Consider the following 15,228-nt stretch of genomic DNA (forward strand, 5'->3'; position numbering starts at 1 on the left):
CCTATCTCTTATCTGGAGATACAGCTACTGTCCGGTGTTTCAGGGGGCTACATCAGGAAGTTGAATACTTCAATATGTATCTTGAAGGGGTAAAGGTAGTGTCTGTATGCCCCGTCATGCACGATGTGAAAGATCCTACGACTGAAAAGCACAACCATCTTGAAAGCATATCTTTGCGTTATGAACGCATAACCTGGAAGCACTGCGACGGCAATATTATTTTTACTGATTCTTGGGCAGACAGATGATCCGTTGCTATTTTCATATGAATAATGGGCAGCTATCGTCACTAAGTTGTCCTGGTGTGGGTTTTTTCGCCGCCTATTCAGGCAATAAAGGGAAGCACAGAAACAACCCAGATTCTATAGCAATCGCCAAAAGGGGGCCTCTTCCTCCGGGTAATTATTACATTGTTGTAAGATCTCGGGGTAATCTTAAAAACCGTACCAGCAATTGGATGAAATCAATTCGAAGCGGATCGGACCGTGACTTATGGTTTGCACTCTTGCGTGAAGATGAACGGATTGATGACACTACTTTTATAAATAAAGTTGAGCGAGGATCATTTCGTCTACACCCGGCAGGAAGCAGTGGCAACAGTGATGGGTGTATAACGCTTGTCTCTCTCAATGATTATATGGTGCTTTGGAGAGCGCTTGTCAGAACCCCATCAACGATGATCACCCCTCAACTACGTGCATTTGACACTATACAGGTCTACTGATGAAACCCGTTCACTCAGTGCTTATCTGGCTTGCCGAATTGAGCTTCTTAAGCATTCTTTACTGTATATTCTGTTACTTCACGCCTGATTTGGAGCTATATGACTGGTATGTAGAAAAGTATGGGTTTGTTATCGAAGAGGATTTTCTGGATTACTACACATTAATTCTCTATTTGATAGCGATTGCAGTCACTACTGCATGTATATGGCTGATCGCCATCATACGAACAAAGAGATATTGATTAGCGCATTGTGAAAGAAATAAAAAAACCGCCTTAAGGGGCGGTTTCACGACACTGCTTATTGCTTTGATTATTCTTTGTTTCCCATGGTACCCGGAGTGGGACTTGAACCCACACAGCGCGAACGCCGAGGGATTTTAAATTGGTTGTTAAAGTCAATAAAATCAATCAATTAAAAAAATATTCCGAACATAGGCCAAAATATCGCCCCCTTAAATACATGCACTTACAGCCTCTCAGTTACCAATCTTCGGAATGATTAGTGAATAAAAATGCTTTATTCCGTAGCCCGGTACCATGCCTGCCAGCGATAGATGTTTGTCCGCAACTCACGCACACATTCCGTTGTCTGGGTATCTGCCTGCAGGTCCTCGTCGCTGTCCCGTCCGGCATTACTTGCTTTGCAGGGCGGGCTCATCAAATCCTGGGATATTGTTGGCCGCGTCGATTGCTCGCTGCCGCAGCTGCACAGCGTGATCGTCAAAATCGCACTTAACATGATTCGGGTCGTTGACATATTTCACCACGTCTCGGTATATGGTCCGGTAAATTACCTTTCCCTCTGCGCTGGCCGCTGCCGCTTTCTGCTCCCCGGTGGCGACTGCTTTCTCAGCCTTTTTTTTCTTTGCTATATGCTCGCTGTTTACCTTATCGCTGTGTGCATACCAGCCTTTCAGGTAACCGGCATAATACGTACCAGCAACGAGCGCCAGCAGAACGGTCAGCGATAGCAGCTTTGATTTAATGGTCACTGGTCTATCCCCCAGCATGTCAGTGCGCTTTCCTGATCCCGGCGCTCAACCTGACCATAGCAGCCATTCTTCTGGCCTTTGGTCAGTCGGCAGTCGCGGCCACCGTCTTTAATCCACCAGCGGATAGCTTCGCATGCACCTTTGCGGTCACCAGCATTGATGCGCTTATAAAACGTCGAGGGGAAGCATTTACCGGGGCCAATGTTGTACGGGCAGAAGGATGCAATACCCGCTTTCTGCGGTTCGGTTAGCGGAACCTTGATATTGCGCTCAACCCAGGTCAGCGCTTTGTTGCGTTCGATGGCGTTAACCTGGTCGCATTTCGTCTGCGTTAGCTTCATGCCCTGCACCACCGGTTTACCATCCACCATTGTGGCGCCACGGCAAATCGTCCAGATGCCGCCCCCGTCTTTGTACGCAGTTAAACTGTTGCCCTCTTTCTCATTCAGGAACTGATCGAGGATTTGAGGGGCAGAAGCGCCAGCAAGAATCAGCCCCAAAACAGCTGCACTGAGCTTAGTTTTGCTGGTAGCCATTGTCTCGAGCCTCTTTTCGACGGTCATCTTTAATTTTGAAATAGAGATTTGTCAGGTAGGTGAGCAGACCCAATAAGAGACTGCCGAGTACCCCAATAGCAGCCCACTGGCTTGGACTAACTTTATCGAGGAGTTGCAGCAGCCAGTAACCAAAGCTGCCAATAGATGTGCCGTACGACAGCCCCGCCGCCGCGTCTGAAAGGTTGTTCATCCTCATACCTTACCCCCAGAGGGAATTTTGTTTAGTTCGGCGAGGGTAAGGTTGATTTGCGGTCGGAATCCCGACTATATGGATGGAAGAAGTCGATTAGGCCGCGAACAAGTGCTAAACTATTTATCTTGATATATTTTAGGCTAAATAGCTGCGCGGAATAGTAGATCACTGAAAGGGAACTCAGCCCGGATTGTGCGATCTGATCAATCGCCAAACCAACCAAAATCACCAACCGGACTGAGCGATGCCGATCATAGTACCAATACCCCGTGGCGAACGACGCCTGATGCAGAAAGCTATTCATAAAACGCGTGATAAAAATCATGCCCGCAGACTCACGGCCATGCTGATGCTTCATCGGGGTGAACGGGTCAGCGATGTTGCCAGAACTCTCTGTTGTGCCCGTTCATCCGTTGGTCGCTGGATTAACTGGTTTACGCACTCAGGTATTGAAGGCCTGAAATCCTTACCCGCAGGGCGCTCCCGACGCTGGCCTTTTGAACATATCTGCACCCTGTTACGTGAGCTGATAAAGCATTCTCCCGGCGATTTTGGTTATCAACGTTCACGCTGGAGCACCGAATTACTGGCAATAAAAATCAATGAGATAACCGGTTGCCAGTTACATGCAGGAACCGTTCGCCGCTGGTTGCCATCTGCGGGGCTTGTATGGCGCAGGGCCGCGCCAACTCTGCGTATCCGTGACCCACATAAAGATGAAAAGATGGCGGTAATCCACAAAGCGCTGGATGAATGCAGCGCAGAGCATCCGGTATTTTATGAAGATGAAGTGGATATCCACCTTAATCCTAAAATCGGTGCGGACTGGCAGTTGCGCGGACAGCAGAAACGGGTAGTGACGCCGGGGCAGAACGAAAAATACTATCTGGCCGGCGCACTGCACAGTGGCACGGGTAAAGTCAGCTACGTGGGCGGCAACAGCAAAAGTTCAGCGCTGTTTATCGCTCTGCTGAAGCACCTGAAAGCCACTTACCGGCGGGCGAAAACAATCACGCTGATCGTTGATAACTACATTATCCATAAAAGCCGCGAAACACAGCGCTGGTTGAAAGCAAATCCCAAGTTCAGGGTAATTTACCAGCCGGTTTACTCGCCGTGGGTGAATCATGTGGAACGGCTATGGCAGGCACTTCATGACACGATAACCCGTAATCATCAGTGCCGCTCAATGTGGCAGTTACTGAAAAAGGTCCGCCATTTTATGGAAACCGCCAGCCCATTCCCCGGAGGAAAACATGGTCAGGCAAAAGTGTAGCGGTATTAGGCGCAGCTATTTAGAAATATGAATAAAGAAATTAAAGCTTTAACAGGGATTAGAGGCGTATTTGCTGTATATGTTATGTTTTACCACATTAATCCAATGGGGTGGACTTCAGATTTTATAAGAAATGGATACTTAGCTGTTGATCTCTTCTTTGTTCTAAGTGGATTTATAATGTGCTACGTCTACAAAGAAAAATTCATCAACAAGGTGGGTGAGAATGATTATATGAAGTTTTTATATAATAGATTCACCAGGATTTATCCTCTTTACTTCTTTGCGGTAAGCATGGTTTTCATATTTTTCACAAGCAAAACTGACCAGGCTCGTTCTTTTTACACCTACATTTGTAACATTATGTTTGCACAATCTGTAACAGGCAATGGGATTATTGAACCGGCGTGGTCTTTATCAACAGAAGTGATTGCATATTTGCTTTTCCCGTTCATTTTATCTCTGTCATTTAAATATAAACAGGTTTACGCGGCATTGGTTTATGCATCACTATGCGCCCTATGTTTTATATCTTTAAAATCGGCAAAAATAGATATTTATGATGGTCCATTAGCTATTGTTAGATGCCTTAGTGAATACGTTATTGGGGTGTTAAGCTTCAGGTTTTATGAATTCATAAAATTGAAGGGGATTAGTACTTCATTTTTAACTGACGCCTTGTCTGTAACTGCAATATTTATACTTTCATTTAAGGGGCTTGATATTGTTGCAGTTATATTATTTGCTTTTCTAATAGCATCTCTCGCATCATCAAAGAGCATTACATCAATATTCCTCTCAAGTTCCATTATTTATTATTCCGGGTTACTATCTTACTCAATATATATATGGCACGGAGTATTTTCACGGAATCTTTCATGGCAAGTAAGACAGATATCCGAGAGCGCTGGGGTTAGTCATCTTTGGATGTCAATAGTTCTTACTCTCATTGCATCAGTTATTACTTATCACCTGTTAGAAAAGCCTATCCATTATTTTTTAAAAAAACTAGCATGATATGAATGAGGGTGGATCACCACCCTCAACATTTAGCTGGCTATAGCGCCATATGATTTCCACCCGGCAGATGTATACACTTTGCCTATGTAACCACCTGCTGCTGGCGATGTTGGGTTGTTGACCACATCTCCAACCCCCCATATGTTTGTCCCCGCAATAATGTCAGAGCCACCTTTAGGAGTAACTCCTGATATATTGCGCTTCATAAAAGATGCAGTATTGAGCATGCGGTGATTATTGTTTGCTGTATTGTGTGTGACGCCTCCAAGGTTGCTGTCACACAGCCAGCACGATTCTCTATCTATGCTTGGTGTCTGAGATGTGCTCACACCTATCCCGTATGTTAATGCCCATGATGAACTTTCAAGACTAGCGCTAAGTCTCACCCTCATAATGCTTGTGCTTACATAAGTGCCATTTTCAAAAGCATTTATAATGCTCATTATGCCTGTATCCCCAGATCCCATCGTGGTTGGGGTATTGAGCTTAATGTCAATAACACTATCACGCACTTTACCTATGCGTGAGGCTAAATGACAGACGCTGGCTGTACCTTTAATATCAGCATCCTGGACAAGACTTGTATAGCTGGTAACACCGAGCCCTTCTGCCCCAACAGAAGCGCCAAGCTTAAATCGCCGGGACGTGAAGTTTATCTTACATCCATACACAGCACCGACAGATAACGCAATTGGTTCATTTGCTGAGTAGTTAGCATCGGCCTCCATATGAGCCTTTGCAATAGTCACATTCATTGCACCGCTTACCATAAGACAGCGGTGTGTGAATCCTGTGGTTGCCTGATTAAAGCGAAGGGAAGCGCTTCCTACATATACGTCACGCACGTTGAAATCTCCTGTGTCTGTGCCGTTCTGTTTACCAATGATGGAAAGTCCGCCCTGGGTTCCAGCAGAGTATGCGACAACATTATCAATATGCACATTGTATACTTTTTGATAATAGTAATTTGGTTCAATATCTACGCCAGAAGGCATTGATTGCCCCTCAACCACCCCTCCATGCTTCCATGAGTAAACATTACCTATGCGCAACCCGTCCACTGCAATAATTGAAATCGCGTTTCTTCCATCAAATGCACTATTTATTGATTCAATAAATGGATAATTTAAGTTTGTAGGAGGTGTTGGCCCACCTGATGGGTTGCTATTTCCTTGGAGATTGTTTAGGTAAATTCCATCACCTCGCGTCTCTTTAAATCTCCATCCAATCCTATGATTATTACCACCATATGAGTGGACATTATGTATGTGCGAGTCGTCAACTTTAGATGATCTAGCACCATCAATAGATATTAAACCAGAAATATCATTAACACCTTTAAGATATAAAACGTATCCGGAAGCTGGATCCCACGAGTCAACTACAACCCCTGCTTTTGTGCCATCACCGAAATGCGTGACGTATCCCTCCCAGTTGAATTTAAGCCCGTCGTGATTTGGTGACACGCATCGTAATGACGCAGCGGACGGGGAGATGGTTTTAGGAATATAGGCCTCTGCCTTCACCGCAGCGCAGCAATCCAACCATAATTGCAACTTCGTAGTTTCATCGCTTCCATCTGCCACAACGCCGAATTGACGACAATCAATGCGGCCATCGTGACGAAGATACCATCCCTTTCCGGTCACATCGAAAAATTTAAGCTCATTGCCAGTTGATGGAGCACCAGTTGTACCATCACTTAAATATGTTGCCGCCCCAACGCCGATAACATGATGCCCGCGCGTCATGATGTACTTTGACTGTCCTGCATTAGCAGCAAGGGCCGCAGAAAAGGTATCGACCACATAAACAGAACCGCCAATCAAAGTAGATCCAGTTGGTTTGGCGAGCTCGATCATGACATCAGAAGCAGAACCCGAAGCAGGCAGCACGGTAATTGGCTGTCCAGAAGCATTGAACGCCAGTAGCTTGTTAGCTCGCTGGTTTGCTGCTGGCAGAACATCGACGTAACTCTCTGGCACGCGCAGCGCCCGGATCAGGCTAACGTTGTCTACATAGTTCTTTGTAGCCGCGTCATGCGGATTTATCGGGTCGGCCAGATCTGAAATCCGATACCCCTCGGCGTTAAATGGCCCACCCAAAAGCGGACGGCGCAGCGCCAGGCCCAGATAAATAAACGAACGCTGGATAGCCATCCACAGTCGGTCAAAATCTTTGTTGACCGTATCGGCCAGCAGATCGCCATTATCCTGGTAATCCGTCAGGCGGTAGGTGGGGACCACACGCTCCAGCATCACAACTGTGCCGTTGGCTGGTGGGGTTAAAAACGTAACATCACCACCACCAACATTACCCACACCAGAGACGCTATAGCCGGTCGTGATTACTTCGCCGTTAAGCGATATCTGAATATCCCCAGCGTTGATAATGTAGAATTCGAAGGAAAAAACGGTCGTCAGGCCGTTGGCATTATAAATAATGTAAGGCGTCTGGTTAGGTACCGACATGATGCGAAACCCCTGGCAGGTTAGTAATCGACGTCGACCAGATGATCTCCGTCACTTAACTGCCAATCTTCGCGCGCATGCCCGGTCGGAATCCCGACCACTTTCCCGATGCGCACAGGCGTCTGACTGATTGCGCCAGCGCCAGAGTCTATAAAATCGTCTGGCTGGTTGGTCAGCGCCGGATTAAAGTCGCGCATCTGGTCATATACAGGGCCGTCCAGCACATCGGTATGCGCCCAAAGGAACCGCGACGACAACGGCGCTTCAAACGCATCAAGGATACGCTTCTGCTTGTTAGTGATGCTGAACTCTTCACGTACGCCGCACCCGGTACCCTTGAGCGCCTGACGCAGCAATTTACCCGCGAAGCTGCCGGGGCCGTTTACCTCAACGCATACAACCGGGATCTGATATTTGAGCACCAGCTCTTTGATCTGCGCCACCTGGCCGCCCGTGATTTTGTCATTATCGTCAAACTCTGCCAGCTCCCCGGTAAGTTCCTGGCAGATGTGCCAGTACAAATGCCCTCTTGCATCCGTCAGCATCAACGAGAACGCCGAAGCATCGGCTTTAACTTTACCTGTGGCCACATCCCACCAGGCGACAGCGCCAACAATTTGCACGTTACCCAGCCAGAGCGAGGCAGTACGGTTTGCATAGCGGATCTGTGGGTGGAGATTGTACTCACGGATGCGGTCGGGATCGAGACGAACGTCGCCGACGGGTTTACTGTGCAGCTGATACTGGCTATCCCACTCGTTAATCGTGCGCGTTTCTTTACGACGATTCTCCATTTCCTCCCGAGTGAATCGCTCAGGCCAGGCGCAATCCGCATAAAAATCGATAATGCTGTCGGGTGCAGTGGCAAATTCAACACCGCTTGCCGTAATTTTGTAGTCGACATCTTCAACCAGCAGACGGGCACTTTTATGGATCCCTACGAAAACATATTCTGGTCTGAAAGATAACTCATAGCGCAGCTGCGTGGCGTCTTTCGCCTCGACACGTTTTTCTTTATCAAACAGCCGGATGGTAAGACAGTCAGCGCCCATAGACTCCACCTCATCATAAAGGCTGTCATGCGTGTGTGGCGTACCAATATAAAGTTTGCGCCCGCCAGGGATCAGAATGTGTGTTTGTTCACCAAGGCGATAACGCAGCTTTTCGCGCGCCTCCGGCGTCTGGATGTTGCGGGGTACTTCTACGTCATCGTTCTGGCATTCATTGGCGCGGGCGGAGGTAACGTTAGACAGAATGCCTTTGGCGTACATGCTGCCGTTACGTAAATCCAGCGCGCCGTTGACCCACCACTGCTCTACCGTCCCCTGCCCGTCCGGTAACATGCCTTTGGTCAGCGGATGGTTACGCAGAACGTTCTGCGTATCGCGGCTGGTTTTATACGCGGTGCCGTCAGATTCAGACTGATGCAGAATACGATACTGCCGGTCACAGTAATATCGCCAGGCGTTATAGACCGCAAGGATGGTTGATTTACCGAAACCACGGAAACAGCGAAGCACCGCGAGATCACCGCGATGCTCCAGCCAGTGGCAGGCCTTATAGTGACAGTCCGGTACATTCCACTGCATCCGTTCCGCCCACATTAAAAAGAAGGCGAGGAACGAAATCATTTTTTCCCTTTCTGCAGTCGCTCGATAATTGCGGCCGCTTCGCGCTCAGCTTTCGAAACCTGTTGGCCCAGCGCAAAGGCTTCATCATCCTGACCAGGATTATCAGAGGGTGTCCCTCCCCGCGTCTGCATGCCGATAAGAGAATGTACCTTGATCAGCAGTGTTAACGATGCAGCTGCGTTTTTCTTATCCCAGTAGCGGTCGCCGCGTTCGTCCTTGGTCAGCTCGCTCGGTTTCTTGCCCGCCCCCGGCCAGTTATCCGGATCGGCTTCTTCGAGCACCACATCGGTAAGTTTATCGCTGAGCGCGGTAAGGCGTGTTTTGTAATCCTGATGCATAAAAAAGCCCCGTAGTGAATACAGGGCTATGATGGCGCGGGTTTAAGGTCGGAATCCCGACCGATTAATAACCTCTTGCTGTTCGGTTATATTCCTCTACAACGCGATTGGCTTTTTGAATTGCATCGTCCTGGGCTTCCTGTATACGTTTCATGTCATTACCAGCATTTTCCGTATAATCCTTCGCATTTTGGATATACCTTTCAACATCACTTTTATATGCTTGCATTGAGTACTCATTACGATCGTAAGGGGGTGTTGGTTCTGAATCCGAAAACTCAGGGTATCCACTAAAGCCCAAATTAGAGCCGCCAAATACTGTAGCGCTCGCGACAGCTGAGTAGGCCAGAAAAAAACCGATTAACATAAAAGTTATTTTGCGCATTTTCATCACCGTGTTTTGTTTTACCGGATATTGCTACTTATTTCATACCGGGATCAACCTGATTTATCAGTGGGGCAATCCAGAAGAGATTGTTTCCCGGCAACAGTGTACGCACGTTATGCAGCACCCGGTCGCCGGCGTCGCCATTGAGCACACCAGCGGTCACATCAGTAATGGTATCGAGCAGGCCGAACGTTGGACCAAGCGCAGAACCGATAAAACCGCGGCTGGCATAACGTGACTGTGTTCCGGTACCGAGCAATGCACCCAGCCCCACCATACCGCCGGATGCCTTTTCCGCCATATTGTTATATTCCATCAAGGGTCCGAGAATACCGGATCGGTCGATACCCTCAATGACCAGTTTCTGCGGCGACCAGTCAACGTCCTTACCGTTTGCAGACTGTTTAAGCGCGTACGTCAGCGCGCCAAGCCCAATCTGAAAAGCGGTACCGTAATAAAACTGACCGGTCCCCTCCTGCAGGCCACCCAGCGTGGCTCGGTTGTAGGATGCGGTAGCGAATGATTTAAACTGAAAGATAGTTTTACCCAGCGGTGTACTGGCCCACAGCGGTGTATCACCGATCCCCGGAGTGATAACGGTATTGTTAACATCTTTGAGCACCGCCGACTGGAAAACGCCAGCAACGTGCTGATCGTCCCATTTTTCAAAATTGCCGATATGCCAGCCGTTGATTACCTCACCGTGTTTTTCGAACTCGCTGCGGATACGAGCGGCCATATTATCGTTAATGCCGAGCTTAGCCAGGCGACGGCCAGCGAACGCGCCGGAGAGAATGCCGTCGGACGTGATCATACCGTTTACCGATTTGTTCATATCATCGAAGTGGCCCATCAGTGTTAGCTTGCCGAATGCATCGGTGACGCGCTCCATTCCCGCTTCTACTGCCGTTGTACGGGCAGAGCTGTCCACCAGGTCACCCATCGTACGCGCGCGAGTGTGCAGGATGGTTTCCAGCCCGACGGCCATTTTTAACTGTTCGGCGCGGCTTGCCTTGAATGCCGGTGAGCGGGTGATCAACGCAGAGTAACCGCGCATGGTATTGCCAAAGCCATTAACCATCACACCACGCGCGAGATCAGGAATAGCGGAAACGGTCATTCCGCCCAGCTTGGTTACAAAGTTGGCGCTGCGCAGGAACGCGCCGGCGCGTACGAAAAATGATGATGGGTCGTCTGGCATGCCGTAGGTACCCGCCAGACGGTCGCGCAGTGCTGTGATATCGCGGATATCGTTATCACGGGCTTTCGCCAGTTTCGCCTGGTCTTTAGGATTCTGGCGCATCAGCGCATCGTATTCGTCCTGAATATCCTTGAGTTGCTTCTCCAGTGATTTGTTACCAAATGCACGTGTCAGCTCCACCTCTGCCGACGCCTCGCGGATGTGACGCTGTAACACATAATTGGCGTCGCTCTCCAGATAGTCTTTCATCAGGCGATCTGGAACGCTGAGCGTACGCGACCGGGTACTGCCGGCCGCTTTTACCATAAAAACGTTTGCGAAATCCTGCGGGATTTTTGCGCCGACGATTTTATTGATCGTAGCATCAGCAGTAATTTCCGCCTCTTCGCGGGACATGGTTTTCTCACCGCGCGACCACCAGTCGACCAGCATGTCGCGAAATTTATCGCGCTCGTTAACGATCTTGCCGACTTTGTACACGCGCGGGAAATAACTCTCCTGCCCGATGGCTTTTAGCTCCTCGTCAGGTGGCAGCAGACCAAGTTTTTGCTGCGCCACTTTCACCCGGTTAACAACGGCGCGCATTGCCTGCGCCGCTTCCTGCACCACCGGGTTAGCATGCACATCGCCGCTGCGCATGGCGTTACCAACTTCCTCGCGGAACTGGGAGAAACTAAGATCACCACCAGCAGCTTTATACTGGCTGTACGCCTGTTTATTCGTCACCACAACGGCGGCCTCTTCACGACGCCACCCACGAACGCGGGTTTCTGCCGCGATGGGTGTCTCAATGCCGCGGGAATTGCCCTGCAGTGTGTAGTTATTTTCTGCCAGTTCCAGCGCCGTTCGGCGGGAGGTTTTCGACGGTGACTCCATCAGGCGGGTAAACGGTGTCAGATAGCTGCCTGCCTTACGTGCCAGCTTACCAACAGGTCCGCCAGCTGCGGGGGTGAGATCCTCGAGCGTTGCCTCACTGATTCGCGCCGCGCCGACGCCGCCACCTTCGGGAAGGGAAGCTGCTGCCGTGTCCGTCGCTGACGTAATGCTCATGTTATCGAGCGCGTCAGCCACTTCACGCGTGGCCGCAGTGCGGACAGATGGCGAAAGCGCAGCACCGGCGGCCGCAAATACACCACTCATCAGCGCACCGGCGGCGACGTGGGAAGCGCTTTCCCCCCACGTACGGGTAATCTGCTGGTTATTCAGCGCAACCTCGCTTGCTGCGGTTGCAGCTGCACCGATTGCAGCCTGTGACGCAATGCGGGCCACTGTACCGCCCTGAGCACCAGGAATGAACATCGAAGCGACGGTGACAGGGTCAACAACCCCGGCAGCAATACTGGCAAGAACGCCCTCCCCGCCAGCCTCGGAAAGTACCCGACGGTCTTCGTTTTCGTCGTCGATCTGCTGTTTCAGCCAGGCAGTTTCTTCCGGCGAGCGGGAGTCAGCAAAAGCGGATCCCCATTGTTCATAACCATGCAGCTCGTTTTTATCAGCATAAGGGTTATACCCGTCTACGGGTTCGAACTGCTTCGCGGGGCGGAACATCTGACCCAGCAGATTATTCTGGCGAAATGCTGCGCCCCACACAGACGGCTCATCCTGCTGAGGTGCTGGGTTGGTACCTTCAGGCAGGGGGACATCAAACCCGGATGGTGCCGCCAGGACGTTACCCGCCGGAGTGAATCCGTTATTCAGTTCTTCAGGAGTGGCGTATACCGGCATTATTCAGTGCTCCACGAAAAGTAATTTTTAACCCTGTCCATACGCTCGTTGTGCAGGCGCTTATATTGTTCGTCGAGCGCACGGTGTTTATCTTTGAACCCGCGAATGTCCTGACCGCGCTGCAGCTCATTACGATCGTGTTCTTCACGCTCTTCCTGCATTTTTTTGTAGGGCGCCCACTCTTCCAGTGACGGTTTCCAGCGCATCGGCCTGCCGTACGAATCGTAGAACGGCTGTACCGCTTCAATACCATCCTTATCTTTTGTCCGCACCATGATGGCGTAATCGCCATTGCGGGCCGTCAGTACATCAGGAGTTATCTCCAGCTCTCCGCCAATACGCGATTCCGGCGTTTTGCTGGTAACAGGTGCAGCGCTACCGGAAGTAATACCAAGCTGCGTCGGGCTGGTGGTGATCTCGCCCTTGCGCTGACCATACATCAGGCTCTCTTTTTCTTCTTGCCACTGTGCCACCTGCCAGCCTGACGGACCGTAGTTATAGAGTGCCTCTGGCGCGTATTTCATAAGTTTGGCGTCGCCGTTAACCTCGCTGATACTCCATGTGCGGGCGATCTGCTGGTTGGTCATTTTTTTGGCCGCATCCGCATTACCACCGGTGGTGCGGTAATTGATGTCGTACAGCGACTGGTAATCGTTGCGGAAACGTGCGGCCTCCGGCGTCTGATCGTCGGCAGATGGATTTCCCCAGCTAAAGAAGCCCGACATGCTGCTCACAGCGGAATCCATCGCTTTGCTGCGGTCTTTTTTGTACTCCTTGGTGCTCTGGGTTGAGGCCAGTTGCGCTTTGAGCGAATCGGTCTGGTTGTAGGTCAGATTCTGCGCCTGCTCGATAGCGGTTTCGGACGCCATACCAGAATCGGTAAGCTGTTTAACGGTGAGATAAAATCCCTGCATATCCTTTGGCATGTCGCCAACAGACGCGGGATCCGTGTCATAGAGACGATTAAATAACTCAGCCCCCTGACGGACCGCCTCAGGACTGCGTGCGCGTGATATCGCCGATAACTGGGTGGTTACCTGCGAAGGAATGATCCCGGTCTGGGCCACCTGCTGCACAATCCCGTCATGGGTAGTGGCGTCGTTAATCCGGAAGTTTTGCGCCGTTGGCGTGGAGTCGGCGGCTTTTTGCATGGATTTATTGGTAGGGTCGAGTTTCTCGCCCATAGACAGCGCTTCGTTAAAACGACGGGTATCACGCTGCGCCTGTATCGCTTCATTGCTTTTCTGAACCAGCGCGCCGAGCTTGCCATACGCATCGAGCTTGAGCGCATAATCAGGGTCATTTGCCTGAGGCTTTAACTTTGCGATTTCTGCCTGCTGCTGTTCCAGGGATACGTACTGTATCGCCTGGAAGGTTTTGGCGTTGTTGATCGCGATATCGAGCTGCTTAACTGCCTTTGCCCCTTGTTCACCGTACGCAAACATAATTGATGCCTTATCTGGCATCGCGTCAGGCACTTCCCCGTTGTACAGTTGCGCCATCGTATTATTCAGGATGGGGTCGATTTGCTCGCGCAGGGCTGTGCGCTGCTCACGGATTTTCGACTCAGCGATGTTATCGATTTTGTTAACCGACACAGGATCGAGACCGGTTTTATTTTTACGGTACCGGGCCAGCCACCCGCGAGTTTCAGCAGGTAATTGCCGAATAAACTCAGCCTCAGAAATCTCGCCCTTGCGTGGGTCTCCGGTTTTCGCGATCAGCTTGTCAACGTTACCCATACCCCAGTTATATGCAGCACCCGCCAGCATTTCAGAGCCATATTTACCGTACAGCCGATTTGCGTAATCGCTCGCCAGCAGGGCATTTTGTTCTTCATCTGCCGGGTTATATTCAACACCGCGCTTCGCCGCCAACTCTTTGCCTGTGTCCGGCATCAGCTGGTATTTCCCCTGCGCACCGGCGGAAGAAGTGATAATACTGCCGTCAGCATTGAAATGCTTGCCGCCGGATTCAACTATCCCGATGGCGCGCATATCCAGCGCACCGGTATCTTTCACGGGAAAATCGCCATTTAACCAGCCCTGAGGATTGGTTACCGCATAGTTCTGGGCTCGCTGATCCATAGCGCGTAAGTTGGCCTCAGAAACAGCCTGGTCAATTTGTTCCTGCGACCAGCCTTGTGCCTGGCCATACAATGAAATGGAGTGCTGCCGGGCGCTGCGAATCAACGCAGCGGCCTGCGGATCATCAAACGCCCCCGCTTCCTGTTCAACAGACGATTTTACCGTCGCGTCGAGTTGCTGGCGCTGGGCCTGTTCGGTCTGGCTACGCTCAAAGCTGTTGTAAGTGCTGGCTCGGCGTATCTGACCAGCTTTCCATTGCGCATCGAAATACTGTAACTGGCTCTGTGGTACGCGTTTGCGGGCTTCTTCATAGTCGGAGGAGTCCAGTTTATCCATGTCCAGGCCGACGCCAGAAGATTTGAACCCCTGCCGGGTTACCAGCGCGCCGGTCTCCGGGTTTTCCCAGCGGTCGCTGGATTTCGCATCGAGATCGGTAAGTATCGCCTGGGTAGCGGCCACGTCAGCTTTATCCTGCGTACGCTGCAAATCGTCTACAGTCTGGCCCAGAGCAGCCCCCAGCCCGGCTATAGCATTACCTATCTGACCAACATTACTGACCCCGACCCGGGTTGGATTAGCCTGCGGCGTAACGTTGCCAAAATTACCCGTTGGAATTCTCACGG

General features: G+C 50.5%; 13 protein-coding genes. 4 read left to right on the forward strand and 9 right to left on the reverse strand.

Annotated elements, in window-relative coordinates; all coding sequences use genetic code 11:
* Window positions 1-248, forward strand: a 248-nt coding sequence (locus HX884_RS12985) for a type VI secretion system tube protein Hcp (RefSeq protein ID WP_178328289.1), incomplete at its 5' end; no start/stop codon positions are given.
* Between the two features lie 17 nt (window positions 249-265).
* Complete coding sequence (locus HX884_RS12990) at window positions 266-724, forward strand: DUF2778 domain-containing protein (RefSeq protein WP_306173139.1); 459 nt, start codon at window positions 266-268, stop codon at window positions 722-724.
* A gap of 634 nt (window positions 725-1,358) precedes the next feature.
* On the opposite strand, the gene HX884_RS12995 is transcribed toward HX884_RS12990, so the two are convergent.
* Genes HX884_RS12995 through HX884_RS13005 form a run of 3 tightly spaced genes read right to left on the reverse strand, consistent with a single transcriptional unit; the run spans window position 1,359 to window position 2,465 of the window.
* On the reverse strand, window positions 1,359-1,718 hold the full coding sequence (locus tag HX884_RS12995; RefSeq protein ID WP_178328291.1) for a hypothetical protein: 360 nt from the start codon (window positions 1,716-1,718) through the stop codon (window positions 1,359-1,361).
* Window positions 1,715-2,254: a lysozyme gene (locus HX884_RS13000; RefSeq protein ID WP_178328292.1), complete on the reverse strand. Its 540-nt coding sequence runs from the start codon at window positions 2,252-2,254 to the stop codon at window positions 1,715-1,717. The genes HX884_RS12995 and HX884_RS13000 overlap by 4 nt, the downstream gene beginning before the upstream one ends.
* Window positions 2,235-2,465 (reverse strand): phage holin, encoded by a 231-nt coding sequence (locus HX884_RS13005; RefSeq protein ID WP_059312318.1) that lies wholly within the window; start codon window positions 2,463-2,465, stop codon window positions 2,235-2,237. Before HX884_RS13005 ends, HX884_RS13000 begins: the two co-directional genes overlap by 20 nt.
* 247 nt (window positions 2,466-2,712) lie before the next feature.
* Between HX884_RS13005 and HX884_RS13010 the strand changes: the two genes are divergently transcribed.
* Together HX884_RS13010 and HX884_RS13015 are read left to right on the forward strand one after the other, a co-directional pair.
* Window positions 2,713-3,744, forward strand: a complete 1,032-nt coding sequence (locus tag HX884_RS13010; RefSeq protein ID WP_001395480.1) for an IS630-like element ISEc33 family transposase — start codon at window positions 2,713-2,715, stop codon at window positions 3,742-3,744.
* 27 nt (window positions 3,745-3,771) lie between these two features.
* The gene (locus HX884_RS13015) at window positions 3,772-4,761 is read left to right on the forward strand and encodes an acyltransferase (protein WP_178328293.1); all 990 of its coding nucleotides are present in this window, start codon (window positions 3,772-3,774) and stop codon (window positions 4,759-4,761) included.
* Between the two features lie 32 nt (window positions 4,762-4,793).
* Here HX884_RS13015 and HX884_RS13020 read toward each other — a convergent pair whose 3' ends face one another.
* The 6 genes from HX884_RS13020 to HX884_RS13045 all read right to left on the reverse strand — a co-directional run bounded on the left by HX884_RS13020 (window position 4,794) and on the right by HX884_RS13045 (window position 15,226).
* Window positions 4,794-7,235: a phage tail fiber protein gene (locus HX884_RS13020; protein ID WP_178328294.1), complete on the reverse strand. Its 2,442-nt coding sequence runs from the start codon at window positions 7,233-7,235 to the stop codon at window positions 4,794-4,796.
* Between the two features lie 20 nt (window positions 7,236-7,255).
* Window positions 7,256-8,866 (reverse strand): phage terminase large subunit, encoded by a 1,611-nt coding sequence (terL, locus tag HX884_RS13025; protein WP_178328295.1) that lies wholly within the window; start codon window positions 8,864-8,866, stop codon window positions 7,256-7,258.
* A complete protein-coding gene (locus HX884_RS13030; RefSeq protein WP_023295985.1) occupies window positions 8,863-9,204 on the reverse strand; it encodes a hypothetical protein in 342 nt (113 codons plus the stop codon). The genes terL and HX884_RS13030 overlap by 4 nt, the downstream gene beginning before the upstream one ends.
* Window positions 9,205-9,268: 64 nt before the next feature.
* A complete protein-coding gene (locus HX884_RS13035; protein ID WP_249166277.1) occupies window positions 9,269-9,589 on the reverse strand; it encodes a hypothetical protein in 321 nt (106 codons plus the stop codon).
* Between the two features lie 37 nt (window positions 9,590-9,626).
* On the reverse strand, window positions 9,627-12,518 hold the full coding sequence (locus HX884_RS13040) for a hypothetical protein (protein ID WP_178328296.1): 2,892 nt from the start codon (window positions 12,516-12,518) through the stop codon (window positions 9,627-9,629).
* Entirely contained in the window at window positions 12,518-15,226 is a 2,709-nt protein-coding gene (locus HX884_RS13045; RefSeq protein WP_178328297.1) for a transglycosylase SLT domain-containing protein, read from the reverse strand. The genes HX884_RS13040 and HX884_RS13045 overlap by 1 nt, the downstream gene beginning before the upstream one ends.
* Window positions 15,227-15,228: the final 2 nt, after the last annotated feature.

The organism is Enterobacter sp. SECR19-1250, from assembly GCF_013391025.1.
Lineage (GTDB): Bacteria > Pseudomonadota > Gammaproteobacteria > Enterobacterales > Enterobacteriaceae > Enterobacter > Enterobacter cloacae.

Excerpts from the sequence above, each read along its gene's own strand:
- HX884_RS12990 (WP_306173139.1), top strand. The coding sequence starts at position 266 with ATGAATAATGGGCAGCTATCGTCACTAAGTTGTCCTGGTGTGGGTTTT.
- HX884_RS13000 (WP_178328292.1), bottom strand. The coding sequence starts at position 2,254 with ATGGCTACCAGCAAAACTAAGCTCAGTGCAGCTGTTTTGGGGCTGATT.
- HX884_RS13005 (WP_059312318.1), bottom strand. The coding sequence starts at position 2,465 with ATGAACAACCTTTCAGACGCGGCGGCGGGGCTGTCGTACGGCACATCT.
- HX884_RS13010 (WP_001395480.1), top strand. The coding sequence starts at position 2,713 with ATGCCGATCATAGTACCAATACCCCGTGGCGAACGACGCCTGATGCAG.
- HX884_RS13015 (WP_178328293.1), top strand. The coding sequence starts at position 3,772 with ATGAATAAAGAAATTAAAGCTTTAACAGGGATTAGAGGCGTATTTGCT.
- HX884_RS13020 (WP_178328294.1), bottom strand. The coding sequence starts at position 7,235 with ATGTCGGTACCTAACCAGACGCCTTACATTATTTATAATGCCAACGGC.
- terL (WP_178328295.1), bottom strand. The coding sequence starts at position 8,866 with ATGATTTCGTTCCTCGCCTTCTTTTTAATGTGGGCGGAACGGATGCAG.
- HX884_RS13030 (WP_023295985.1), bottom strand. The coding sequence starts at position 9,204 with ATGCATCAGGATTACAAAACACGCCTTACCGCGCTCAGCGATAAACTT.
- HX884_RS13035 (WP_249166277.1), bottom strand. The coding sequence starts at position 9,589 with ATGCGCAAAATAACTTTTATGTTAATCGGTTTTTTTCTGGCCTACTCA.
- HX884_RS13040 (WP_178328296.1), bottom strand. The coding sequence starts at position 12,518 with ATGCCGGTATACGCCACTCCTGAAGAACTGAATAACGGATTCACTCCG.